This window comes from Zoogloea sp. (assembly GCF_028689785.1).
Taxonomy (GTDB): domain Bacteria; phylum Pseudomonadota; class Gammaproteobacteria; order Burkholderiales; family Rhodocyclaceae; genus Zoogloea.
The window spans coordinates 1-23276 of the sequence record NZ_JAQVCN010000008.1 but is presented as its reverse complement, the minus strand read 5'-3'; the positions used below and the strand labels follow the sequence as shown (position 1 = coordinate 23276).

Sequence of the window (23276 nt, the reverse complement as noted above, 5' to 3'; positions counted from 1 at the left end):
CATCAATAATTATGGCAGATCACTCCGCACCCCAGGACGGCGCCGCCAAGGCTTGGTCCGGTCGTTTCACCGAGCCTGTTTCCGACCTGGTCAAGCGCTACACCGCCAGCGTGTTTTTCGACAACCGCATGGCCACCCAGGACATCCGCGGCTCCCTGGCCCATGCCACCATGCTCGCCCGCCAGGGCATCATCGGCGCAGCCGACCTGGCCGACATCGAGCGGGGCATGGCCCAGATCGTCGGCGAGATCGAACGCGGCGAGCTCAACTGGAACCTCGACGACGAAGACGTCCACCTCAACATCGAAAAGCGCCTGACCGCCCTGGTGGGCGACGCCGGCAAGCGCCTGCACACCGGCCGCAGTCGCAACGACCAGGTGGCCACCGATATCCGCCTGTGGCTGCGCGACGCCATCGACACCATCCTCGGCCTGATCCGCGAGTTCCAGCAGGCGGTGCTCGACCTCGCCGAACACCACGCCGACACCCCGCTGCCCGGCTTCACCCACCTTCAGGTGGCCCAGCCCGTCACCTTCGGTCACCACCTGATGGCCTACTACGAGATGACCCGCCGCGACGCCGAGCGCTTTGCCGACTGCCGCAAACGCGTCAACCGCCTGCCCCTGGGCTCCGCCGCCCTGGCCGGCACCACCTTCCCCATCGACCGGGAATACGTGGCCGAGCTGCTGGGCTTCGAGGAAGTCTGCTACAACTCGCTGGATGCCGTTTCCGATCGCGATTTCGCCATCGAATTCTGCGCCGCCGTGTCGCTGCTCATGACTCACCTGTCGCGCCTGTCCGAAGAGCTGATCCTGTGGATGAGCCCGCGCGTCGGTTTCATCGACCTGGCTGACCGCTTCTGCACCGGCAGCTCGATCATGCCCCAGAAGAAAAACCCGGATGTGCCCGAGCTCGTACGTGGCAAGACCGGCCGCGCCAACGGCAACCTGGTCTCCCTTCTGACCCTGATGAAGGGCCAGCCCCTGGCCTACAACAAGGACAACCAGGAAGACAAGGAGCCCCTGTTCGATTCCGCCGACACCGCCATCGACACCCTGCGCATCTATGCCGACATGATGGGCAGCCGCGTCGAGAACGGCCAGAAGGTCTTCAACGTACGCGTCAAGGGCGAGGCCATGAAGGCTGCGCTCACCCAGGGCTACGCCACCGCCACCGACCTGGCCGACTACCTGGTCAAGAAGGGCCTGCCCTTCCGTGACGCCCACGAGGCCGTGGCCCTGGCCGTACGCGCCGCCGATGTCCGGGGTGTGGACCTGCCTCTGATTTCCCTGGAAGACCTCCGCAGCGCCATGGCCCATGTGCCCGGCGCCGTGGAACGCCTTGGCGACGACGTCTTCCAGGTGCTCACCGTCGAGGGCTCCCTCGCAGCCCGCGACCATGTCGGCGGCACCGCCCCGGCACAGGTCCGGGCCGCCATTGCCCGCGCCCGCGGTCAGCTCGCCTGAGGACGGCCCCATGGAACGGATCGGCAAGTACGAGATCAGCCGCCTGATTGGTGAAGGTGCCACCAGCGAGGTCTATCTTGGCTTCGATCCGTTCACCCAGCGGGAGGTAGCCATCAAGCGCCTCCACCCGGAAGCCCTGCGCGGCAGTGAACGCAGCGCCCTCTATCGCCACCTGCTGCTCAACGAGGCCGCCCTCGCCGGCAAGCTCCAGCACCCGCACATCATCCAGATCCACGATGCGGTGATCGACGACCACGATGCCTACGTAGTCATGGAGTACATCCCCGGGGGCACCCTCGAAGCCTTCACCCGCGCCGATCAGTTGCTGCCCTTCGAGCGGCTCATCGAGATCATCTTCAAATGCACCCGGGCCCTCGATCACGCCTACCTTCAGGGTGTGACGCACCGGGACATCAAACCCGCCAACATCCTGCTGACCACCCCGGAAGGCCAGGACATCAAGGTCTCCGACTTCGGCGCCGCCTTGTTCACCGCCAGCGAGACCACCCAGGTGGCAGGCTTCGGATCACCGGCCTACATGTCGCCCGAGCAGGTGCGCGAGATGCCGGTAGATCATCGCACCGACATCTACTCCCTCGGCGTGGTGATGTACCAGCTCCTCACCGGCCGGCTGCCCTTCGACGCCACCAGCAACGTGAACATGGCGTACCAGATCGCCCACCACGAGGCTCCGCCCCCGGTCAGCATCCGGCCGGAGATCCCCGCCGAGCTCAACGCCATCGTCGGCCGCGCCATGCGCCGGGAGATCTCCGAACGTTACGGCACCTGGATGGAGTTCTCCCATGATCTCGCCCAGGCCTACCGCAACCGCAGCCTCACGGCGGATCGTGGAGAGCCGCCGGACAGCGAGAAATTCGAACGCGTGCGTGCCTTCCGCTTCTTCCGGGAGTTCAGCGACATCGAGATCTGGGAGATCGTCCGCTTCGCCGAATGGAAGCTCTTTGCGCCGGGCACCGTGGTCATGAAGGAAGGCGAACCGGGCAACTACTTCTGCTTCGTGATTGAAGGGGCGCTGCGCATCGTCAAGAAGGGGCATCTTCTCAACGTCCTCAGTGCTGGCGACTGTTTTGGCGAGATGGCCCTGTTTGCCGCTGGTCGCGGCGCACGCACCGCCTCGGTCGAGGCCACCGCCGAAACGCGCATCCTCACCATCCGCGCGCCTGCCCTGCTGCGCGCCTCTGCCCTGTGCCAGATGCATTTCTACAAGGGCTTCCTGGAAGTCCTGTCGTCCCGGCTCTCCCTGGCGAACAGCCGCATCGCCAGCATTTAGCGAGGCAAACCCTTGATGCGTGTCGATTTTTTTGACACGCCCCCTTTCCAGGGCCTGGCAGAACATCTGTATTTTTTTTATTCTCTTTTAAAATCATTGCCCTATGGGGAAAACCCCATTTTGGAACAGGATTTGCTTAAAGAATATCAGCCAAGAGCGGGCATAGGTCATACAAGCGAAAGCCAGGTCCGCCTATACTGCATTTACGCGCGCCGTGTCCGGCGCAAGTCCAAAGAGGTTTAGGATGAATCAGGAACACCCCGAAAATTCTGCCGAGCAGCGCACGACCGAAGCCGGTGTCAGCGCTTCCCAGAACACGCGCCGCAAACTCATCCAGACCGGTCTGGTCGGTGCTCCGGTTCTGCTCGCCCTCAAGAGCACCCCGGTACTCGCTGCCAACTGCAAGCTGCCGTCGGGTTTCTCCGTTTCCGGCAATTTCAGCCGCAACGGCACCACCCCCTGCGCGCCCAAGCTCAACGGCGTGAACTACTGGAACACCAACGCGACCATCGAGCAGAAGGACAGGCCTTTCGCCCCGCCCAACTTCAATGCCTCCATCGATCCGAGTATCACGACCTTCGGTCAGGCACTGGCCAAGGGCAACACCAACGTGCATGCCAAGATCGTCGCCGCCCTGCTGAGCGCCGAAGCCGGCAGCTTCCTGCCTGCGGCCACCGTCAAGGACATGTGGAACCTGGGCGTGATCGGTGGCGCCTACCCCGCCAGTGCCGGCGACTCGTGGGATGCCGCCGAAGTCGAAGCCTACCTGGATTACGTTCTGTCCTGAGCTCCGGCCAAGCGCATTTGCCCTCTGCCGGCATTCACTACTCTGCCTGCGACGCCCTCTTCGACGCACTGCCCAGCATTCTCTGGAAAAGTGTCGACGAGGGCTGGGTGCGTTTTGACCCCCATGCAGGAGAAACGCTTCTCCTCGCCCCCATCACCCGCTTTATCCTCGACCAGCTTTCGACCCCTGGACAACAGCTTTCTGAAGCCGCATTAAGCCAGGCCGTCCTGCAAGAAGAACCGGACGCAGACCCTGCCGAATGCAGGGCCCAGGTCAAAATTGCCCTGGAAGCCCTGCTCGACGCCCGCCTGATTCAGGCCACACAGCATTGAAAGTCAGCGCGCTTTCCCCCGCAGAGTTCAGCGAACGTCTGGCCGGTGACGGCATTCGCCTGGCCGCCGGCCCCTTCAACTGCCGGCTACAGAGCGGCGTTCCGGAAATCGCCGGCGAGCTGGCCCGCCTTTACGCCCACCACCCGCTGATCGACAACACCCGGTTCGTGGATTTCCACGTGGCGATCCAGCCAGGCCACGGCCTGCGGCGCTGGCTACGCCCCCAGGCCCGCTTCATCGTCGACGCCATCGAGCCCTTCACCCCCCTCCCTCGGGATCAATCCTTGCCCATGCTTGAATGGGGGCTGAACTGGTGCATCACCGCGTACAGCCAGCATATCCTGGTCATCCATGCTGCGTCAGTGGCGCGTGGCAACCGGGCGGCCATCCTGCCTGCCCCACCCGGCTCCGGCAAGAGCACCCTGTGCGCGGCGCTGGTCAATCGCGGCTGGCGCCTGCTGTCAGACGAGCTCACCATGATTCGCCTGGACACTGGCGAACTGATGGGGCTGGCACGCCCGGTGAGCCTCAAGAACGCCTCCATCGACATCATCCGCAACTATGCACCGGACGCCTTCCTGACCCGGCCCGTGCTCGACACAACCAAGGGCACCGTGGCCCTGATGGCCCCCACGCAGGCCAGCGTCGAGGCCGTCAACACGCCAACGCGCGCTGCCTGGATGGTCCTGCCCCGCTACCAAGCCGGAGCCGATGCCCGCCTCACGCCCATGGGCAATGGAGCCGCCTTCATGCAGCTGGCCGACAATGCCATGAACTACCATATTCTTGGCGCCCGGGGCTTCGAGGCTGTCGGCCGTACCGTCGATCAGTGCCGAAATTTCAGTTTCGAATACAGCCGGCTGGATGATGCCATTGCCGTTTTCGAGCAACTTGCCGGGGAGCAAGCGTGAACCACCTGCTCGCAGCCCTGCGCGATCCGCACAGCGTCCGGCAGCTCTCCCCCGCCCAGTGGGATCTGCTTGTCCGCCAGACCCGGCACGCCAACCTGCTCGGCCGCCTCTACGAGCGGCTGTGTGCCGCCGGGCTGGAAGCCGACATTCCCCGGCGCCCCCGCAATCACCTGCAGTCCGGCGCCATCATGGCGACCCAGCAGCAGTATTCGATCCGTCGCGAAGCCCGACTGCTGCGCGATGCGCTGGCCCCCTACGAGATTCCTCTGATCCTGCTCAAAGGGGCGGCCTATGTGGCCGGCCGGTTGCCTGCCGCCCAAGGGCGGCTGTTTGCTGATATCGATATCCTCGTCCCCCACGAACGCCTGGACACGGCTGAATCAGCGCTGATGCTCACCGGCTGGCAAAGCAGCGTCACCGACGCCTACGACCAACGCTATTACCGACGCTGGATGCACGAGCTGCCGGCCATGCGCCATGTTTTCCGAGGCACCACCCTGGATGTGCACCACACCATCCTGCCCCCCACGGCCCGCCTCAAGCCCGACGCGCGGCTGCTCATCGAGGCCAGCGTGGAGATCCCCGACCTGCCAGGCGTCCGCACCCTGGCCCTGGAAGACCTGATCCTGCACAGCGCCTCCCACCTCTTCCATGAAGGCGAGCCGGACAACCTGCTGCGCGACCTTACCGACCTGGATCTGCTCCTGAAACACCTGGGCCGGGACGATGCAGCCTGGGACGCCCTCCTTGCGCGGGCCCAGCGGCTGCAACTCTCCGGCCCTCTCAATCTCGCCCTGCGCTATACGGAACGTCTGCTCGACACCCCGATCCCGGCACGCATCCGCAAACAGGCGGGAAATGGCAGCTCAGGCAATGCAGGTCAGCGCCTGCTGGATCTGCTGTACAGCCGGATGCTGCGGCCCCAGCACCCCAGCACCGCAGATCGCTTCACATCCGTAGCCCGCAAGGCCCTCTACATTCGCGCCCACTGGCTGCGCATGCCGCCCTTGCTGCTGGCCTACCACCTTGCCCACAAGGCCCTCTTCCCGCCCAAGCCGGAAGCGCTCCCCCCCATGGACGAAAAAAAGGCGGCCTGAGCCGCCTTTTCCCGGAACAGCGGCTTTCAGGCCGCGCCGTCGAGGAGCTTCTTCAGCTCGCCGGATTCATACATCTCACGCATGATGTCCGAACCGCCGACAAACTCACCCTTGATGTACAGCTGGGGAATGGTCGGCCAGCTGGCGTATTCCTTGATGCCCTGGCGGATGGCTTCGTCGGCCAGCACATCAACCGCCACAAACTCGGTCACGCCACAGGCACGCAGGATCTGCGTAGCGTTGGCAGAGAAGCCGCAGCGGGGCATGGCCGGAGAGCCCTTCATGTACAGGACCACCGGGTTGGAAGTAACTTGGTCGTGAATAATCTTTTGGACGTCCATCTTGGTCTCACAATAGTTGAGCAATTCAGTCGGAAAAGTCTAGGCCTGCTTGGGCGGCGCGTCAAGAACAGGGCCAGCAGCCGAAGCTGACCCGCTCGATTCCGGCCAGATCCGTGGCCGAAGCCACCGCCTCAAAACCGGCCGCCGTCAGCAGGGTGCGGACGGCGGCAGCCTGATCGTATCCATGCTCCATCATCAACCATCCCCCGGGCACGAGGAAATCCGGCGCTGTTACCGTGATGCGGGCCAGGTCGTCAAGGCCGGAGGCCCCGGATGCGAGCGCTCCCGGAGGCTCGAAACGCACATCCCCCTCCGCCAGGTGCGGATCGCCCGCAGCAATGTATGGCGGGTTGCTGACGATGAAATCAAAGCCCGTCTCGTCCACCGCGGAGAACCAGTTGCTCTCGACAAAGCGCACCCGGGCCCCCAGCGCAGCGGCATTCTGCGCCGCCACCTCGATGGCGGCAGCCGAAAGATCAACCGCCAGCACCCGGGCTGCCGGCACTTCAAGGGCCAGCGTGACCGCCAGCGCACCACTGCCAGTCCCCAGGTCGAGCAGCTTCGGCGCAGCACCTTCCGCCATCCGGCCGAGCACCAGTTCGACAATCAGCTCGGTCTCAGGACGGGGAATCAGCACCGCCGGCGTCACCCGGAAATCGCGCCCGAAAAACTCCCGCACTTCCAACAAGTAAGCCACCGGCTCGCCGGCAGCACGGCGCTCAAGGAAATCGGCGAAGCGGGCCGCGACCGGCTCGGCGAGCCCCCGCTCCGGGTAGGCGGCGATCTGGGCGGTGGAGCACCCCAACAGTTTGCCCAGCAAGAGGCGCGCCTCACTGGCCGGGATTCGCCCCCGGGCCGCCTGGAGGGCGTCGCCGATGCTTGCCAATGCCACGCTCAGTGCCCCTCGTCAGCAAGTGCTGCCAGCAATTCCGCCTGGTGTTCGGCTGTCAGGGCTGCCAGTACTTCGTCCAACTCCCCCTGCATGACTGCATCCAGCTTGTAGAGGGTCAGGTTGATGCGGTGATCGGTAAGCCGGCCCTGGGGATAGTTGTAGGTGCGGATGCGCTCGGAGCGGTCTCCGCTGCCGACCAGGCTCTTGCGAGTGGCGGCCTCCCGAGCCTGCTGCTCACGCACCTGGATGTCCTTGATCCGGGCCGCCAGCACGCGCAAGGCCGATGCCTTGTTCTGGTGCTGGGAGCGCCCATCCTGGCACTCCGCCACAATGCCGGTGGGCAAGTGGGTGATGCGGACGGCCGAATCGGTCTTGTTGATGTGCTGGCCACCGGCGCCGGACGCCCGGAAGGTGTCGATGCGCAGGTCGGCGGGGTTGAGCTCCACGTCGCCGACCTCATCGGCCTCGGGCATGACTGCCACCGTGCAGGCTGAGGTGTGGATGCGCCCCTGGGTTTCGGTCGCTGGCACGCGCTGCACCCGGTGCCCGCCCGACTCGAACTTCAGGCGCGAATAGGCGCCATTGCCCGCCACCCGGACGATCACCTCCTTGAACCCGCCAAGCTCGGAATCACTGGCGGAAATGGTTTCGACCCGCCAGCCCTGGCGCTCGGCGTAACGGGTGTACATGCGCAGCAGGTCGCCAGCAAAGAGCGCCGCCTCATCCCCCCCGGTGCCGGCCCGGATTTCAAGAAAGAGATTGCGCTCATCGTTCGGATCCCGGGGCAGCAGCGCAGTCTGCAGATCGGCCTCGATCCGCTCCTGGGCCTCCCGGGCCGCTTCGAGTTCAAGTTCGGCGAGCTCCTTCATCTCCGGGTCGCCGATCAGCTCCTTTGCCGTGGCCTCATCGGCAACGGCCTGACAAAAGGCCTGGTAAAGGGCTACAACCGGCGTGATCTCGGCGTGCTCCCGGGTCAGCTTGCGATAGTTATCCATGTCGCTGGCCGCCTCACTGGTGGCCAGCAGACGGTCGAGCTCCTGAAGGCGGTCGGCAAGATTGTCCAGCTTGTCGCGGATACGCTGTTTCATGGGAATACCGGCCCGCAGCTGCAGGCATGAAGGCGCCAGCCCGACAGGCTAGCGGTCCTTGGAAAGATTGAAGAGGCGCTGGACCAGCTGGGCGCAATCACCCCGATGGTCACCCTCCGCATCGCTGAGGAAGCGGGTAGGGGCATGCATCAGCTTGTTGGTGAGGCCCTGGCTGAGGGACTCGAGAACTTTGTGCGCATCGTCACCCCGGGCCAGCATGCGCAGGGCCCGTTCGAGCTCGGCCTGGCGAAGCTGGTCGGCATGCTCACGCAGCGCACGGATGGTCGGGACGGTGTCACGGCTGTCGAGCCAGTGCAGAAAGCCATCGACGCGCTCATCGATGATGCCCTCCGCCTCGACCACCGCCGCCTGGCGCGACTCAAGGCCGGAATCGACCACCTGGGCCAGGTCATCGACGGTGTACAGAAACACATCGTCCAGCTCGGCCACTTCGGGCTCGATATCCCGTGGCACAGCCAGATCCACCATCACCATGGGGCGGCGGCGGCGCGCCTTGAGCGCCCGCTCAACCACACCCAGTCCGATCACCGGCAGCGGGCTACCTGTGCATGAAACCACGATGTCGTAACCAGGCAGCGCCTCGCCTACCTGGTCCAGGCGCAACACATCACCACCGAAGCGCTGAGCCACAGCCTCGGCCCGGGCCACCGTGCGGTTGGCAATGGTGATGCGACGGGGTTTTTCGCCACCGAAGTGGGCGGCACACAACTCGATCATCTCGCCTGCGCCCACGAAGAGCACCCGCTGATCGCTGACCCGCTCGAAAATCCGCTCGGAAAGATGCACTGCAGCTGCAGCCATGGACACGATGTTGGCGCCAATCGCCGTGGTGGAGCGTACCTCCTTGGCCACCGAGAACGTGCGCTGGAAGAGCTTGTGCATGGTGGCGCCGAGAGTGCCGGCCTCTTCGGCCTGACGCACGGCGTCCTTCATCTGGCCGAGGATCTGGGGCTCACCGATGACCATGGAATCGAGCCCGCTGGCCACCCGGAACACGTGCCGCACGGCATCCCGCTGGGGCAGGGTGTACAAGTAGGGCGACAAGTCTTGCAAGGCTACCCGGTGGTACTCGGCAAACCAGTCTGCCGCGTGACGAGGCTGCTGAGTGGCAAAGTACAGCTCGGTGCGGTTGCAGGTGGACAGGATGGCCGCCTCTTTGACCGGCTTGGCCTTAACAAAATCAGCCAAGGCCTGGACCAGCCGCTCAGGACGAAACGCCACCTGCTCGCGGATGGCGAGCGGTGCGGTGTGGTGGTTCAGTCCTAGGGCAAACAGCTGCATGGGTGGCGCCAGGCAGGGGCGGAATTTTTCAGCCGGCGATTATATCACCCGACCTTTTGCGCACAGCAGGGCCTGGATCAAGGCGGGCACACGAACGCCCCACGCCACCCGGCAAAGATCAGGCAGCGCCGCCGGAAAGAGGCTCTTCATGGCGCACGGGGAGGGACGGCACCTCGGCCTCCGCCAGCAGCCAGGCACGAAAGTTCTTAACCAGCGTGCGCTCGACCAAGGCCTCGGGCACCACCAGACTATACACATAGCGGGATGGCAGCATCGTGGCAAACGGCATCACCAAACGCCCCGACCGGACATCCGCCTCGACCAGCGGCCACAAGGCAAGGGCCAGGCCCTGCCCGCCCATGGCAGCCTCCAGTACCAACACCGCACTTGAAAAGCGCGGCCCGCGACTGACATCCACATTCACGAAACCTGCCAGACGAAACCACTCCGCCCAGCTCGGCCGCATGGCCTCATCGGGGATCGACTCATCATGGATGAAAACCTGGCGCCCCCAGTCTGCAGACGCAGCCAATGGCCCGGTCCGTACCAGCAGCTCCGGACTGCACACCACCACATACCCCGGCGCCAGCAATAAATCACGACAGAAACCCGGGTAGTCACCAAGCCCAAAGCGCACCGCCACGGCACTGCCCGCCTCCCGCGGATCTGTCAGCAAGCTCTCCGCACCACGCCCCAAACCGTCGATGTTGCACACATCACTGGCCAGGCTCAGCTCCACGTCGGGATGCAGGCGGTTGAACCGGGATAAACGCGGCACCAGCCAGCGCTGCGCGAAGGACGGCGGTGCATGTATGGTCAGCAGCCCCTCCGGCCTATCGCGCACGAGCTCGACCGCCGCGGCCAAGCAATCCAGCCCCTCCCGAACTCTGGGCAACATCGCCCGCCCATGCTCAGAAAGTTCAAGCGCCCGGGGCAGGCGACGAAACAGTGGCGCGCCCACATAGGCTTCCAGCGCCTTGATCTGCAGGCTCACCGCCGCCGGCGTGACGAACAACTCCTCCGCCGCCCGCTTGAAACTCAGATGGCGCGCCGCAGCCTCAAAGGCTCGCAGGGCAGGCAGCGGCGGCAATCGATAGCCCATGACGGTTTCGGTCAAGCAAAAGTTAATCGTAGCATCAGAAAACGTGGTTTGCTGCAATGCAACACAAAACCTACATTTAGCTCAGGCGCACAGCAAGGTCCGGTCTCTGACAACCCTCCCCTCTGCCGGAAACCGGACCGCGCCTTTTCTGCAATTACACAAGGAGAACAAGATGAACCTCGACTACCTCCGCAGACTCATCACGACTCCGCTGAACGAGCGCGTCGCGAACGAACGCAAGGCACTTGCCAGCAGCCCCCCGGGGCCGCTCGACTTCGAAGCCTATTTCAAGGAAGTCTTTGCCGGCCAGATCCTGTGAGCCACCGCCCCCGAGGGAAACTGCCAAAGGCATCGGGCGTTTCCTGAGGGGTGGCGGACAGACTCTCCGCCCACCCGTCTTTCGGCACGGCAATACACAAAGGCCGCCCCCAATCCCGCGACAAGCCCCCCCGCCAGGATGGCGGTGAGCTCTTCCCTCGGGCAGAGCAACATGTTGTACTCTGGACTTCGAGAATTCTGGTGGCACTCACCCGAGCCGGGCCTCAATGAGCCGCATTCCACTCGTCGTCTTCGGCAATAACACGTTTGCCAGCCTGGCATGGTATTGCCTGACCCATGACAGCCCTTACGAGGTCGTCGCCTTCACCGTGGATCGGCAATTCATGCACGCCGACACCCACGAGGGGCTGCCCGTCCTGCCGTTCGAAGAGCTCGAAGCCAGTCACCCTCCCGACGCCGCACACCTGATCATTCCGCTGGGCTACCACGCCATCAACGGCATCCGGCGCGACCGCTACCTTGAGGGCAAGGCACGCGGCTACCGGTTCGCAAGCTACGTTTCGAGCCGCGCGAGCGTCTGGCCGGATCTTCAAGTGGGTGAGAACACCTTGATCTATGAACACGCGATCATCCAGCCCTTTGCCCGGATCGGCAACAACGCGATCATCCGCAGCGCAGCCCACATCTCCCATCACTGCACGGTCGGTGAGCATGCTTTCGTGGCCGCAGGCGTAACGCTGGGCGGCAACGTATCGATTGGGCCTCAGTCATTCATCGGTGTCGGCGCCGTCCTGCGCGACGGCCTTGCCATCGCCGAACGCAGCTTCATCGGCGCAGGCGCAGTCGTCGTCAGCGACACCGAAGCGGACGGTGTTTACGTCGGCAACCCCGCCAAGAAGGCCAGCCGCAGCGCCCGCGACGTAACAGGAGGCTGACATGCGCAGTGGTGACGCCCTGATCCTCAATCTGGCCTGCACCGGCGTCATTCCGACTCGCGCCATGAACCCGCACGTGCCGCTCAGCCACGCGGAGATCATCGACGACGTTGCCTGCTGCCTGGAGCTCGGCGTACAGATGGTGCACCTCCATGCCCGCGACGCCGAAGGCGTGCAGACCGGCGATCCGGAGGTTTACGGCCGCCTGATCGAATCGATCCGCGCCCTGCCCGGCGGCCGCGAAGCCATCCTGTGCGTCACCACCAGCGGCCGCAAGGATGCATCCTTCCCATCGCGGGCACGGGTCCTCGATCTCGACGGCGATGCGAAGCCGGACATGGCCAGCCTCACCCTGAGCTCCCTGAATTTCATTCAGTCCGCCAGCATCAACACACCCGACACCATCCGCCAGCTAGCCACACGCATGCAGACGCGCGGCATCCTGCCCGAACTCGAAGTCTTCGACCTGGGCATGGCGAACTTTGGCAGGGTGCTGTCGCGGGAAGGTCTGATACCCCGCACCCCCTACGTCAACCTGCTGCTCGGCAACATCGCAGGCGCTCAGGCCGACCCCCTCAGCCTCGGCGCCCTGCTTACCCACCTGCCGGATGACAGCGTGGTGTCCCTTGCCGGCATAGGTCGCAACCAGCTCACTGCCAATGCGTTGGGCCTGCTTCTCACCGACGGGGTGCGGATCGGCCTTGAGGACAATCTGTGGATGGACAGCAGTCGCAGCGAGGCAGCCAGCAACGTCGGATTGATCAAGCGCATCCTGCGCCTTGCCGTTGAGCTGGAGCGACCACTGGAGAGCCCCGCCAGGCTGCGCCAGCGACTCGGCCTGCCAGCTGCCGCATAGGCCAAGTCGCAACTCAGTTCAAGACGGCCGGCGGCTCGCCCGCACACCAACGCGTCCACATCTGGCGCAGGCGCACACCCAACGCGGCCGACATTTCCATCGGAAGCACCGCCATGTCGGCCTCCATTCGTGCACGGATTACCGGACGCAGTACAGCGAGTGCCGCGCCATCGCCAGCCCAGCGCAGCGCGACTCGAAGGTAGTCCGCCTCCGTTTCCGCCACGAAATCCGCCAGACCGGCCCGGTGCATGCGGCTGGCGCACTGGCGTTGCTGCAGCGAGTTCCCTGCCAGGGTGACAGTCGGAACCCCCATCCACAGACCATAATTTGCGGTCGTGCCACTCGAAAACGGGAAGGTATCGAGCAGCATATCCACCCCCGCATGCTGCTCCAGATAGGCAGCCAAGGGCACCCGCGGCAACAGCTCGACCCGGGCCGGATCCAGGCCACAAGCCACCAGCCTCGCTTCAAACCGCTCCGCATCGCCCCCGAAAACGCCCCCCACCAGCAGCCGCGCACCGGGTACGCCATCCAGCAGCCGGGCCCACAGGTGGAGGCAGCCATCGCCTATCTTGTTCAAGCGGTTGAAACTGCCAAAGGTGACGTACCCTCGGGCCAGCAAGGGCGCCGACGCAACCGGCGGCAGGACATTCGGCCGCTCCAGTACCGACATCGCGGGCAGATAGGCCAAGTGCTCTGTAAACCCCGCATCAAGACGCCCTGGCGGCGCAGCCACCGGATCGACCAGCCGATAATCGACAGCCCGCAGACCCGTCGTCCCGGGATAGCCGATCCATGCCACCTGGACCGGCGCCGGCCTGGCGGCAAAAACAGGAAGACGGTTCCCCGCCGTATGCCCGGAGAGGTCGACCAGGATATCCACCGCATCGGCACGAACGCATGCACACAGGGCATCATCGCTCATCCCCGCAACCTCGCGCCACACGTCACAGTACCCGCGCAACCGCGCACTGACCGCATCACCGCCACGGCGGTTGAAGTAGGCATGAATAGCAAAGGCATCGCGGTCAAGGGTGCGCCAGACCGGCTCGATCAGGCGCGCAACCGGGTGATCACACAGATCTGCGGAGACGAAGCCGATCCGCAGACGGCGCCCGGGGTCGCGCACGTTTTTATGATGGGGCGCCGCCACGCTGCGGGCCTCAAGCGCCTCACCGAAAGCCCGGTGGGCAGAGAACAATACCTCTGGCGACCGCGCCTCGTCGTGAGCATGGCAGTACAGCAGGCCGCTCCACGCAAAAAAAGCATCAGGCCTGCTGTCGAGCACCCGCTGATACGCCGCCGCAGAATGCTCTAGCTCACCCATCATGCTCAAGGCTAGGGCAAGATTGGCATTTCCCTCCACCGACCCCGGTGACAATGCAACCGCCTTTTCGAGGACCGCACAGGCGGCCCGATTGTCGCCCCGCTCCTGCAAGACGCGCCCCAAATTGGTCAGAGCCGGCACGCAGGCGGGGTCAATGGCCAAAGCGGCGCGATATGCCGCTTCGGCCTCCTCCGTATGCCCGACGCTATGGTGTGCAGAACCCAGCGCAACGTGCGCGAGGGGCTGACGCGGGTCTAGAGACAGCGCCCGGGCTGCCAAGCGCAACCCCTCCTCTGGCTGACCATCCTGGACAGCGTTGGTCGCCGCGTTGCACCAGACCCCCGCCGCACGCGGATCAAGCTTCAGGCTGCGCCGAAAGGCCCGCGCCGCAAGCCCCCACTGACCGGTGTTCTGCAACGCGGCACCGTAGTTGTCCCAGACCACCGGATCGCTCTTCCGGAGCGCACTAGCCCGCTCAAGCACCGGCACCGCATCCAGGAAACGGCCCATGAGCATGTGAGAAACACCCAACAACTGGAGCGCCAGCCCATCCTCTCCCCACTGCCCGGCGATCGCCTCCGCCAGGCTCAGACAGTCGGCATAGCGAGCGGAAGCGCACGCCTGCTGCCAACGGAGAAATGCCGGATGGGCCGTCGAAAAAGAGGCTTTTGAGGGAGCTTTTGGCTTCATGAGCGCCGACAACGACCGTAGGGCCATGGGCCTGAACACCCAAAGCACGGACGTGTCCCGCAGGGCTATAGGACGATACCTACAGTTTAGCCACGCAGGCTGCAGGGCTCCAGAAATCGTTGCCCACGCAGCAATCGGAAAAGCTACCCGCGCCACGCTCCAGCACATCGGCTTTTTGGTGGCTCGGCCGGGATCGGCCCTGCGCTCTGGTCGCCCTATCATTTTGCTTCAGCCACGCCAGGAGCAACCATGGCACACCTGACCGTCACCCTAAGCGAACAAGACCAGGTCCTGTTGCACAGCATCGCAGCGGCCACCAAGCAGAGCTGCGAGGCCGTCGCCTCCGCCGCGTTGAAGAACTATGTCCAATGGCAGATCAAGTACATCCGGCGCGCGAAAGCCGGCCTACAGGCCGGCCCAGGCTGGCGAAGCAATGGAAGCCAATGAGGTGCGCCCTGTTCGCGGAACTCGGCCACCGCCCGCCTGACCGAAAAACGTCAGAACGAGGCACAAAAAGCACTTAGCCCAGCTTTATGGGCTGGGCTAAGTGCTTGATAATTCTTGGTGGCCAGTCGCGGAATCGAACCACGGACACGCGGATTTTCAATCCGCTGCTCTACCAACTGAGCTAACTGGCCAACGAGGAACGCATTATAGGCAAGGTATCTGCCCATGTCAAAGGGAAAATCAAGATTCTTTTAGCCCGTACGTCGACACACTCAAGCGGGGGGGAACTGCTCGGCGAGAGCCCGGGGCTCAGGTGGCAGGTGTTCCTCCCCCGCTCGACTGCGCGGGAAGACCACCTGGGCGATGGTGCCTTTGCCGCTGGGGTTGGGGATGAGACTGACCTTGGCACGATGAAGCTCTGCGATCTCCCGGACGATGGGAAGGCCGAGGCCGGAGCCGCTTTCGGTGCTTCCAAGCACGCGGTAGAAGCGCTCGAAAACCCGCTCCCGGTCTACGTCCGGCACTCCGACGCCTGTATCTTCAACTTCCAGTATTGCGCGTTCCGTAGCGATGGTGCGAACGGTGACGCACCCCCCGCTGGGGGTGTACTTGATGGCGTTGTCGATCAGGTTCTTGACCAGTTCGCCAAGCAGTACCGGGTTGCCGTCGATCACCAGCGGCTCGCCGGTGTTCTCGAGACCAAAGTCGATGTTCTTCTGGCGAGCACGCGGAACAAAATCACTCAACATTGTGCGCAGCAGCACTTCCAGATCCACCCGCTCCACGGCATAGATCTTTTCATAGCTAGCTTCGGCCCGGGCCAGGGACAGTAGCTGGTTGATCAAGTGCCCCGCCCGCTCAGCACTCTGGGAGATATGCACAAGGGATCGATGCACCTGAGCGGGGTCCGTCTCCATCAGGGCGAGATCCGTCTGCATGCGCAACCCGGTCAACGGTGTCCGCATCTGATGTGCCGCATCGGCAATGAAGCGTTGCTGGGCCTGAAGATTCTCTTCAAGGCGGGCCATCATCTCGTTGAAGGCGATGATCAGGGGCCGGACTTCTTCCGGAACCCCCGACACTGAGATAGGAGACAGGTCGGAAGGGCGACGACGACGAATCAGGCGCTGGAGCTGATTGAGGGGTGCGATACCGCGGGAGAGACCGAGCCAGACCAGGATGACCGCAATGGGGATGATGGCAAACTGCGGGAGGAGCACGCCGGTCACCACCCGGGAGGCGAGGGTGCTGCGTTTGTTGCGCGTTTCGGCAACCTGGAGCAGCACGAGCCTGGAAGGGGCGCTATCAATAGGCTGAACGAACTGATACGCCACGCGCACCTCTTCACCGGCAATGGATTCGTCGCGGAACATGACGAGGTCGGGAACCACGTTCTCCGGCGCGGCGATCGGTGGAATATCCTTGTCGCCAGCCAGCAGTTCGCCCTTGAAGCCGAGCACCTGGTAGTAGACGGTGTCATCTTCGTCGGCCCGCAATATCAGGCGCGCCGGCGCGGGAAAGTTAACCCGGGCCTGTCCGTTCTCGAGTTTGACCAGACGGGCGATAGCCCTAACGTTGACTGCCAGCGCTTGATCGTAGGGCTGGTTGGCAATGCTGTTGGCGACGTTATGGGTGACGATGATGGAAATTGGCCACAGGAACAGCAGTGGCGCCAACATCCAGTCAAGAATCTCCCCAAACAGGGAGTTGAAGGCCTTGCCATCGGTGGCGTCCTCATCCGCCACCTTGCGCCACCTAGGCGACCACATCAGGCTTTTCCAGGCAGTAACCCAGCCCTCTTACGGTCACGATCTGCACGCCGCTCTGTTCGAGTTTCTTGCGCAGGCGATGAACATATACTTCGATGGCATTATTGGAGACCTCCTCGCCCCACCCGCACAGGTGATCAACCAGTTGCTCCTTGCTCACCAGACGCCCGGCGCGTAGCAGTAGCACTTCCAGTAGCCCGACCTCCCGGGCGGACAACTCAACGACCTGCCCGTCTATCTTGACGACCCTGTCCGCCTGATCGTAAGCCAGCCGGGCATATTCGATGCACCGCGCCTGACCGGTCCCACGCCGGGTCAGAGCACGGACGCGCGCTTCAAGCTCGGGCAGCGCAAAGGGCTTGGTCAGATAGTCGTCGGCCCCCGCATCCAGGCCGCGCACCCGGTCCTCAATGCCATCCTGAGCGGTGAGAATGAGCACAGGCATCGCACATTTGCGGGAACGCAGACGCCGCAGAACCTCGATACCGGAGAGTTTTGGAAGCCCCAGATCCAGAATCAACAGGTCGAAGGTCTGAACCAGCAGCGCGGCATCAGCATCGGCGCCATTGGAAACATGGTCCACCGCATATCCAGCTTTTTTTAGCGCACGGCACAGGCCGTCAGCAATAATCAGGTCGTCTTCGGCCAACAGGATCCGCATAGCGCTTTCTTGAGGAGCAGAAGTGTAAGTTTGAAGTAAGCGGAATACGGCACAGTTAACCCGCTGTTCTCCTTTTACTCGGTCTTGGGGGCATGTTCGCTGCGCAAGCCGCGACAACGCCTCGGGGGTTGGTCCGCCCGACGGAGCATCCCCCGCCGCCTTTTTCGGCCAATCCCTGATCGACAGCTGCAACCGTCCTTGTGCCCCACAACTCCAGGGCCTTTCCGGGCGTCAGCAGCGTATGCCCTCATTACAATTCCGTTCGAGTCTAGCACAGGGCCGACCGGGCTTCGCGCAAGCCTGCCGCAGGCTGCGTTGCGTCGATGCGGCATGACGCACGACCGCCGGTGCATCATTCCCTCCATCCATTGAAAAACCCCGGCTGCCTGATGGCAGACCGGGGTTTTTTTATTGCATCCGGTGGAGCCGAAGCCCCCCGGGAGTCTTGCTTAGTGACCCGACGCGCCTGCGGCGCCGATACCGGTTTCGGACCGGATCAGCTGGGCAGCGAAGTCGGCACGCTCCTGCTGGGCGTTCGGGCTGCGGTCGAGCAGCGAGAAGATCCAGATACCCACGAAGCCGATGGTCATGGAGAACAGGGCCGGCGAGGTGTAGGGGAACGGCGCGGAACCCTTCGGGTTGCCAAGGGTTGCGACCCACACGGAGTCCGACAACACGGTCATCACCACAGCGCTCAGCAGGCCAAGGAAACCACCGATCACAGCACCCTTGGTGGTGCAGTCCTTCCACAGCACGCTCATGAAGAGCACCGGGAAGTTGGCGGACGCGGCGATGGCGAAAGCCAGGGACACCATGAAGGCAATGTTCTGCTTTTCGAAGGCGATACCCAGAATCACCGCGATCAAACCCAGAACGATGGTGGTGATTCGGGAGACACGCAGTTCGGAGGCGGAATCGGCATTGCCATTCTTGAACACGGTGGCGTACAGGTCATGGGACACGGCGGAAGCACCGGACAGCGTCAAACCTGCAACCACCGCCAGAATGGTGGCGAAGGCAACCGCGGAGATAAAGCCGAGGAAGACGTTGCCACCCACAGCGCTGGCGAGGTGAATTGCCGCCATATTGCCGCCGCCCTTCAGGGCGCCCTTGGCATCCAGGAAGGTCGGGTCGGTCAGCACGAAGCAGATGGCGCCAAAGCCGATCACGAAGGTCAGGATGTAGAAGTAGCCAATCCAGACGGTCGCCCAACCCACGGACTTGCGTGCTTCCTTGGCATCCGGCACGGTGAAGAAGCGCATCAGGATGTGGGGCAGACCCGCGGTACCGAACATCAGCGCCATACCAAAGGAGATGGCGGAGATCGGATCCTTCACGAAGGAGCCCGGGCCCATGATGGAGTCGCCCTTCTTGGCGGCCATCGCGGCGGTCACTTCAGCCACATCCTTGCCGGAGGCGGCAGCGGCGGTCGCGGCGTCGGCAATCAGCTTGGCGTCCTTGGCGGCGAGGGCGGTCTTGATCTCGACAGCTTTGGCGAACATCGCTTCCGGGCTGAAACCGAACTTGACGAGCACCATGAACGCCATGAACGACGCACCGGCCAGCAGCAGCACGGCCTTGATGATCTGCACCCAGGTGGTGGCGGTCATGCCACCGAAGAGCACATAAACCATCATCAGCGCGCCAACGATCACCACAGCCATCCAGTACTCAAGGCCGAAGAGCAGCTTGATCAGCTGACCGGCACCGACCATCTGGGCGATGAGGTAGAAGGCCACCACGACCAGCGTGCCGGAAGCAGCAAAGGCACGGATCGGGGTCTGCTGGAAGCGGTAACCGGCCACGTCGGCGAAGGTGAATTTGCCGAGGTTGCGCAGACGCTCTGCCATCAGGAAGGTGATGACCGGCCAGCCCACGAGGAAGCCGATCGCAAAGATCAGGCCGTCGTAGCCGTTGGCCATCACCGCAGCGGAAATACCCAGGAAGGACGCAGCAGACATGTAGTCGCCGGCAATTGCCAGACCGTTCTGGAAGCCGGTGATGCCGCCGCCGGCCGTATAGAAGTCCGCCGCCGACTTGGTCTTGGACGCTGCCCACTTGGTGATGAACATTGTACCGGCGACGAAGACGCCGAACATGATGATGGCAGTCCAGTTGGTGGCCTGCTTTTCAGCCTGGCCGAGGTCGGCACCGGCAGCAAGAGCGGCACCAGAGGCCAGCATGGCCAGGAGGCCGAGCAAGAATTTGGAATTGCGCATCACTTGGTGGCCTCCTTGATGACCTGAGCCTTCAGATCGTCAAACTCGGTATTGGCACGACGAATGTAAATACCGGTGATGATGATGGTGAACAGAATCACGCCCACGCCGATCGGGATCCCGATCGACATGACACCTGCACCTGTCTTCTGCGCCAGAAATTCCTTGTCGAAGGCCACCAGCAGGATGTAACCGTAGTAAACGATCATCATCAGCGCTGTCATGATCCAGCCATAGGAATTGCGTTTCGAGACCAGCTCCTGGTATTTCGGGTTTGCCCGGATGCGGTCGCCGAGGTCGTCTTTCATTTCTCTCCTCCTCTTCGAATTAACCTGCCAGGAGCCAAAAGGACTCCTTTAGGGGTAGTGGCAAGTTACCGGCGGACACTTACATCGACCTTACGCTGACAAATGAAACCCCCATCTTGACGACAGCCGATGAAATATCGCGCCGCAGCACCCAAAGGCTCGAAAAATTCTTTTAAAACAAGGCGCTTTACGTAAAAAAATCAGGACGAAAAAAAGGCGCGAAATTCGCGCCTTTTTCTCCCCCTCTACCCCCGGCCTTACAGCACCGGGTTCCTCCCCTGTTTTTTCTTTATTCGACTTGCTCTATTTTTATTTCCGGCAATTCGGGGAACTGCCGGCTGCAAATCACCCCGGCTCAAAAGCCAGGGCATATGTCTCTTACTTGAGCTGCTCCAGGATCGCCGGGTTCTCCAGCGTCGAGGTGTCTTGAGTGATCTCCTCACCCTTGGCCAGCTGACGGAGCAGGCGGCGCATGATCTTGCCGGAACGGGTCTTCGGCAGATTCTCACCGAAGCGGATGTCCTTCGGCTTGGCGATGGGCCCGATTTCCTGACCCACCCAGTTCTGCAACTCCTTGACCACCTTGGCAGCTTCTTCGCCGGTGGGGCGAGCACCCTTGAGCACAACGAAAGCCACGATCGCTTCACCGGTCAGATCGTCCGGGCGACCAACCACGGCAGCCTCCGCAACCTTCTCGTGGGCCACCAGGGCAGATTCGATTTCCATTGTGCCCATGCGGTGACCAGAGACGTTCAGCACATCATCGATACGACCGGTGATGGTGAAGTAGCCGGTGTCCTTGTCGCGGATGGCGCCGTCGCCAGCCAGGTAGAGCTTGCCCTGAAAATCGGCCGGGTAGTAGGACTTCACGAAACGGTCCGGATCACCCCAGATGGTACGGATCATGGAGGGCCACGGACGCTTGACGACCAGGATGCCGCCCTGACCCCAGGGAACTTCGGTACCGGTTTCGTCGACCACAGCGGCCTGGATGCCCGGGAAGGGCAGCGTGCAGGAACCGGGGATCAGCGGGGTGGCGCCCGGCAGCGGGGTGATCATGTGGCCGCCGGTCTCGGTCTGCCAGAAGGTATCGACGATCGGGCAGCGGCTGCCGCCGACGTTCTCGTAGTACCACTCCCAGGCTGCGGGGTTGATCGGCTCGCCGACCGAACCCAGGATGCGCAGGCTGGACATGTCGTAGTTCTTGGGATGCACGGCCGGGGTGTTGTCCGCAGACTTGATCAGCGAACGGATCGCGGTCGGGGCGGTGTAGAACACGGTGACCTTGTGATCCTGGATCATCTTCCAGAAGCGGCCGGCGTCCGGATAGGTGGGCACGCCTTCGAAGACGACTTCAGTCGCACCGCAGGCCAGGGGGCCGTAGGTGATGTAGGTGTGACCCGTAACCCAGCCGATATCGGCGGTACACCAGAAAACATCATTCGGCTTGATGTCGAAGGTGTACTTCATGGTCAGGATGGCGTGCAGCAGGTAGCCACCAGTGGAGTGCTGAACACCCTTCGGCTTGCCGGTGGAACCGGAGGTATAGAGCAGGAACAGAGGATGCTCGGCTTCAACCCATTCCGGTTCGCAGACGTCGGATTGCTGAGCAACCAGATCATCCGCCCAGATATCACGGCCGGCGACCATGGCGGTCTCGGCACCCGTGCGCTTGACCACGATGACGCTCTTGATGGAGGGGCAGCCGCTGGCCAGCGCTTCGTCAGCGATGGACTTCAGGGGCAGCGCCTTGCCACCGCGGTTCTGCCCGTCGGAAGTAATCAGCAGAACGGCGCCGGCATCGTTGATACGATCAGCCAGGGACTGGGCGGAGAAGCCGCCAAACACGATGGAGTGGGTGGCGCCGATACGGGCGCAGGCCTGCATGGCCACCACGCCTTCGATGGACATCGGCAGATAGATGACGACGCGATCGCCCTTCTTGACACCCTGAGCCTTGAGCGCGTTGGCAAACTTGCTGACGCGGCCGAGCAGATCGGAGTAGGTAACCTTGGTTACGTCGCCCTTGTCGCCTTCGAAGATCAGGGCGACTTTGTCACCCAGACCGTTTTTGACCTGGCGATCAAGGCAGTTGTAGGAGACGTTCAGCTTGCCGTCGGCAAACCACTTGAAGAACGGAGCATTGCTCTCGTCCAGGACCTGGGTGAAGGGGGTCTGCCAGTCGAGAAGCTCTTTGGCACGGGCGCCCCAGAAACCTTCGTAATCTTTCTCGGCTTCGGCACACAAGGCCTTGTACGCATCCATGCCCGACACGGCCGCGTTCTTCACCACCTCTTCAGACGGATAGTAGAACTTCTGGGTGGTTTCGCTCGTCATTTTTTCACCTCTCCTCGTGTTATGAGTGTGCAACGTTGTTAGCTCTGAAACCTTGCTGGCGGGGAATCCGGCCGCTCACGCGTCATGGATGCATACGCCTTATGGTGGCGCTTTCTGGTGCTCCGGCCCTGGGTCCGACCGGCATTTAAGTCGATCAATCTTACACAGGACTTACACACGAAAACCAGGACACCCGTTCCGGGCATACGAGTCCCGCCACGCCCCCTCAGAGTGCATCCTTGCAGACCGGGCGCACACATTTATTCAAAACAGATAAAAGTGAAATAGAATAAATGTCATAAACATAACCCGAACTCCTGCGATGCCAGCCCACCGCCTCCTTCTGCCGCTCCCCCTGCTGCTGGCCGCTTGCGCATCCCACCCCCCTGAGCTCCCCTCCTCCAGCCACCTCCGCGCCGCACCGCGTCCCTCTCAGGCGCAGCCCACCCCAGGCCGGCTGCCTGACATCCTGCCCCTTGCACCCCCAACGCCAGCCGCCCGGCTGGAGACCTACTCCGTCGTGGTCACCGCTGTACGTGTGCAGGATCTGCTGTTTGCCCTGGCCCGAGATGCCCGGATCAACATCGACATCCACCCTGGCCTCACCGGCACCGTCACCCTCAACGCTATCGACCAGACCCTGCCGCAGATCCTGGATCGCCTGGCACGGCAGGTAGATCTGCGTTACGAGATCAATGGCAGGAGTCTCGCAGTGATGCCGGACACCCCGTTCCTGCGCAGCTACCGGCTTGACTACGTCAATCTCAACCGCAGCGTGACCGGCACCGTCTCGACCAACACCCAGATCGGCACCAGCGGAACGGGCAGCCTGGCAGGAG

Annotated in this window: 22 protein-coding genes and 1 tRNA gene; 11 read left to right on the top strand and 12 right to left on the bottom strand. The window is 63.1% G+C overall.

Annotated elements, in window-relative coordinates:
- Nucleotides 1-11 precede the first annotated feature (11 nt).
- From argH to PHI64_RS05940, 6 genes are all read left to right on the top strand, one after another.
- Nucleotides 12-1466, top strand: coding sequence for an argininosuccinate lyase (gene argH / locus PHI64_RS05965; RefSeq protein ID WP_299880113.1), 1455 nt, complete (start codon nucleotides 12-14; stop codon nucleotides 1464-1466).
- Nucleotides 1467-1476: 10 nt separating this feature from the next.
- Nucleotides 1477-2757 carry a serine/threonine-protein kinase gene (locus PHI64_RS05960; RefSeq protein WP_299880110.1) on the top strand — a complete coding sequence of 427 codons (1281 nt, stop codon included), beginning with the start codon at nucleotides 1477-1479 and terminating at the stop codon, nucleotides 2755-2757.
- A gap of 244 nt (nucleotides 2758-3001) precedes the next feature.
- On the top strand, nucleotides 3002-3544 hold the full coding sequence (locus PHI64_RS05955; RefSeq protein WP_299880107.1) for a hypothetical protein: 543 nt from the start codon (nucleotides 3002-3004) through the stop codon (nucleotides 3542-3544).
- A 17-nt stretch (nucleotides 3545-3561) separates the two neighbouring features.
- A complete protein-coding gene (locus PHI64_RS05950; protein WP_299880104.1) occupies nucleotides 3562-3876 on the top strand; it encodes a PqqD family peptide modification chaperone in 315 nt (104 codons plus the stop codon).
- Nucleotides 3873-4787, top strand: coding sequence for an HprK-related kinase A (locus PHI64_RS05945; protein ID WP_299880102.1), 915 nt, complete (start codon nucleotides 3873-3875; stop codon nucleotides 4785-4787). The genes PHI64_RS05950 and PHI64_RS05945 overlap by 4 nt, the downstream gene beginning before the upstream one ends.
- Entirely contained in the window at nucleotides 4784-5884 is a 1101-nt protein-coding gene (locus PHI64_RS05940; RefSeq protein WP_299880099.1) for a nucleotidyltransferase family protein, read from the top strand. Before PHI64_RS05945 ends, PHI64_RS05940 begins: the two co-directional genes overlap by 4 nt.
- Before the next feature lie 26 nt (nucleotides 5885-5910).
- Here PHI64_RS05940 and grxD read toward each other — a convergent pair whose 3' ends face one another.
- The 5 genes from grxD to PHI64_RS05915 form a co-directional block, all read right to left on the bottom strand.
- A complete protein-coding gene (grxD, locus tag PHI64_RS05935; protein ID WP_299880096.1) occupies nucleotides 5911-6225 on the bottom strand; it encodes a Grx4 family monothiol glutaredoxin in 315 nt (104 codons plus the stop codon).
- 61 nt (nucleotides 6226-6286) lie between these two features.
- A complete protein-coding gene (prmC, locus tag PHI64_RS05930) occupies nucleotides 6287-7117 on the bottom strand; it encodes a peptide chain release factor N(5)-glutamine methyltransferase (protein ID WP_299880093.1) in 831 nt (276 codons plus the stop codon).
- Nucleotides 7118-7119: 2 nt separating this feature from the next.
- On the bottom strand, nucleotides 7120-8205 hold the full coding sequence (gene prfA, locus PHI64_RS05925) for a peptide chain release factor 1 (protein ID WP_299880090.1): 1086 nt from the start codon (nucleotides 8203-8205) through the stop codon (nucleotides 7120-7122).
- A 48-nt stretch (nucleotides 8206-8253) separates the two neighbouring features.
- Nucleotides 8254-9507: a glutamyl-tRNA reductase gene (hemA, locus tag PHI64_RS05920; protein WP_299880087.1), complete on the bottom strand. Its 1254-nt coding sequence runs from the start codon at nucleotides 9505-9507 to the stop codon at nucleotides 8254-8256.
- A 118-nt stretch (nucleotides 9508-9625) separates the two neighbouring features.
- The gene (locus PHI64_RS05915) at nucleotides 9626-10624 is read right to left on the bottom strand and encodes a LysR substrate-binding domain-containing protein (RefSeq protein WP_299880084.1); all 999 of its coding nucleotides are present in this window, start codon (nucleotides 10622-10624) and stop codon (nucleotides 9626-9628) included.
- A gap of 157 nt (nucleotides 10625-10781) precedes the next feature.
- Here PHI64_RS05915 and PHI64_RS05910 point away from each other — a divergent pair, with 157 nt between their 5' ends.
- From PHI64_RS05910 to PHI64_RS05900, 3 genes are all read left to right on the top strand, one after another.
- The gene (locus PHI64_RS05910; RefSeq protein ID WP_299880081.1) at nucleotides 10782-10928 is read left to right on the top strand and encodes a hypothetical protein; all 147 of its coding nucleotides are present in this window, start codon (nucleotides 10782-10784) and stop codon (nucleotides 10926-10928) included.
- Between the two features lie 226 nt (nucleotides 10929-11154).
- Nucleotides 11155-11823 carry an acetyltransferase gene (locus PHI64_RS05905; RefSeq protein ID WP_299880078.1) on the top strand — a complete coding sequence of 223 codons (669 nt, stop codon included), beginning with the start codon at nucleotides 11155-11157 and terminating at the stop codon, nucleotides 11821-11823.
- Nucleotide 11824: 1 nt separating this feature from the next.
- Complete coding sequence (locus PHI64_RS05900) at nucleotides 11825-12679, top strand: 3-keto-5-aminohexanoate cleavage protein (protein ID WP_299880075.1); 855 nt, start codon at nucleotides 11825-11827, stop codon at nucleotides 12677-12679.
- 13 nt (nucleotides 12680-12692) lie between these two features.
- Here PHI64_RS05900 and PHI64_RS05895 read toward each other — a convergent pair whose 3' ends face one another.
- The gene (locus tag PHI64_RS05895) at nucleotides 12693-14696 is read right to left on the bottom strand and encodes a glycosyltransferase family 41 protein (protein WP_299880072.1); all 2004 of its coding nucleotides are present in this window, start codon (nucleotides 14694-14696) and stop codon (nucleotides 12693-12695) included.
- 249 nt (nucleotides 14697-14945) lie between these two features.
- Between PHI64_RS05895 and PHI64_RS05890 the strand changes: the two genes are divergently transcribed.
- Nucleotides 14946-15143, top strand: a complete 198-nt coding sequence (locus PHI64_RS05890) for a hypothetical protein (protein WP_299880069.1) — start codon at nucleotides 14946-14948, stop codon at nucleotides 15141-15143.
- A 115-nt stretch (nucleotides 15144-15258) separates the two neighbouring features.
- Here the strand turns inward: PHI64_RS05890 and PHI64_RS05885 are convergent.
- The 6 genes from PHI64_RS05885 to acs all read right to left on the bottom strand — a co-directional run bounded on the left by PHI64_RS05885 (nucleotide 15259) and on the right by acs (nucleotide 22437).
- A tRNA-Phe gene (locus PHI64_RS05885) sits at nucleotides 15259-15334 on the bottom strand.
- An 81-nt stretch (nucleotides 15335-15415) separates the two neighbouring features.
- The gene (locus PHI64_RS05880) at nucleotides 15416-16912 is read right to left on the bottom strand and encodes a sensor histidine kinase (RefSeq protein WP_299880066.1); all 1497 of its coding nucleotides are present in this window, start codon (nucleotides 16910-16912) and stop codon (nucleotides 15416-15418) included.
- A complete protein-coding gene (locus tag PHI64_RS05875; protein ID WP_299880063.1) occupies nucleotides 16899-17573 on the bottom strand; it encodes a response regulator transcription factor in 675 nt (224 codons plus the stop codon). Before PHI64_RS05875 ends, PHI64_RS05880 begins: the two co-directional genes overlap by 14 nt.
- Before the next feature lie 449 nt (nucleotides 17574-18022).
- Nucleotides 18023-19792: a cation acetate symporter gene (locus PHI64_RS05870; RefSeq protein WP_299880060.1), complete on the bottom strand. Its 1770-nt coding sequence runs from the start codon at nucleotides 19790-19792 to the stop codon at nucleotides 18023-18025.
- Complete coding sequence (locus PHI64_RS05865) at nucleotides 19792-20100, bottom strand: DUF485 domain-containing protein (RefSeq protein WP_299880057.1); 309 nt, start codon at nucleotides 20098-20100, stop codon at nucleotides 19792-19794. Before PHI64_RS05865 ends, PHI64_RS05870 begins: the two co-directional genes overlap by 1 nt.
- 378 nt (nucleotides 20101-20478) lie before the next feature.
- Complete coding sequence (gene acs / locus PHI64_RS05860; protein WP_299880054.1) at nucleotides 20479-22437, bottom strand: acetate--CoA ligase; 1959 nt, start codon at nucleotides 22435-22437, stop codon at nucleotides 20479-20481.
- A 322-nt stretch (nucleotides 22438-22759) separates the two neighbouring features.
- On the opposite strand from acs, the gene PHI64_RS05855 reads away from it, so the two are divergent.
- Nucleotides 22760-23276 (top strand): STN domain-containing protein (locus PHI64_RS05855; RefSeq protein WP_299880051.1); only part of this gene is annotated, 517 nt, incomplete at its 3' end.

What these genes read in the sequence shown, in the direction of transcription:
- argH (WP_299880113.1), top strand. Translation starts at nt 12, where the DNA reads ATGGCAGATCACTCCGCACCCCAGGACGGCGCCGCCAAGGCTTGGTCC.
- PHI64_RS05960 (WP_299880110.1), top strand. Translation starts at nt 1,477, where the DNA reads ATGGAACGGATCGGCAAGTACGAGATCAGCCGCCTGATTGGTGAAGGT.
- PHI64_RS05955 (WP_299880107.1), top strand. Translation starts at nt 3,002, where the DNA reads ATGAATCAGGAACACCCCGAAAATTCTGCCGAGCAGCGCACGACCGAA.
- grxD (WP_299880096.1), bottom strand. Translation starts at nt 6,225, where the DNA reads ATGGACGTCCAAAAGATTATTCACGACCAAGTTACTTCCAACCCGGTG.
- prfA (WP_299880090.1), bottom strand. Translation starts at nt 8,205, where the DNA reads ATGAAACAGCGTATCCGCGACAAGCTGGACAATCTTGCCGACCGCCTT.
- hemA (WP_299880087.1), bottom strand. Translation starts at nt 9,507, where the DNA reads ATGCAGCTGTTTGCCCTAGGACTGAACCACCACACCGCACCGCTCGCC.
- PHI64_RS05910 (WP_299880081.1), top strand. Translation starts at nt 10,782, where the DNA reads ATGAACCTCGACTACCTCCGCAGACTCATCACGACTCCGCTGAACGAG.
- PHI64_RS05905 (WP_299880078.1), top strand. Translation starts at nt 11,155, where the DNA reads ATGAGCCGCATTCCACTCGTCGTCTTCGGCAATAACACGTTTGCCAGC.
- PHI64_RS05900 (WP_299880075.1), top strand. Translation starts at nt 11,825, where the DNA reads ATGCGCAGTGGTGACGCCCTGATCCTCAATCTGGCCTGCACCGGCGTC.
- PHI64_RS05895 (WP_299880072.1), bottom strand. Translation starts at nt 14,696, where the DNA reads ATGAAGCCAAAAGCTCCCTCAAAAGCCTCTTTTTCGACGGCCCATCCG.
- PHI64_RS05890 (WP_299880069.1), top strand. Translation starts at nt 14,946, where the DNA reads ATGGCACACCTGACCGTCACCCTAAGCGAACAAGACCAGGTCCTGTTG.
- PHI64_RS05880 (WP_299880066.1), bottom strand. Translation starts at nt 16,912, where the DNA reads ATGTGGTCGCCTAGGTGGCGCAAGGTGGCGGATGAGGACGCCACCGAT.
- PHI64_RS05875 (WP_299880063.1), bottom strand. Translation starts at nt 17,573, where the DNA reads ATGCGGATCCTGTTGGCCGAAGACGACCTGATTATTGCTGACGGCCTG.
- PHI64_RS05870 (WP_299880060.1), bottom strand. Translation starts at nt 19,792, where the DNA reads ATGCGCAATTCCAAATTCTTGCTCGGCCTCCTGGCCATGCTGGCCTCT.
- PHI64_RS05865 (WP_299880057.1), bottom strand. Translation starts at nt 20,100, where the DNA reads ATGAAAGACGACCTCGGCGACCGCATCCGGGCAAACCCGAAATACCAG.
- acs (WP_299880054.1), bottom strand. Translation starts at nt 22,437, where the DNA reads ATGACGAGCGAAACCACCCAGAAGTTCTACTATCCGTCTGAAGAGGTG.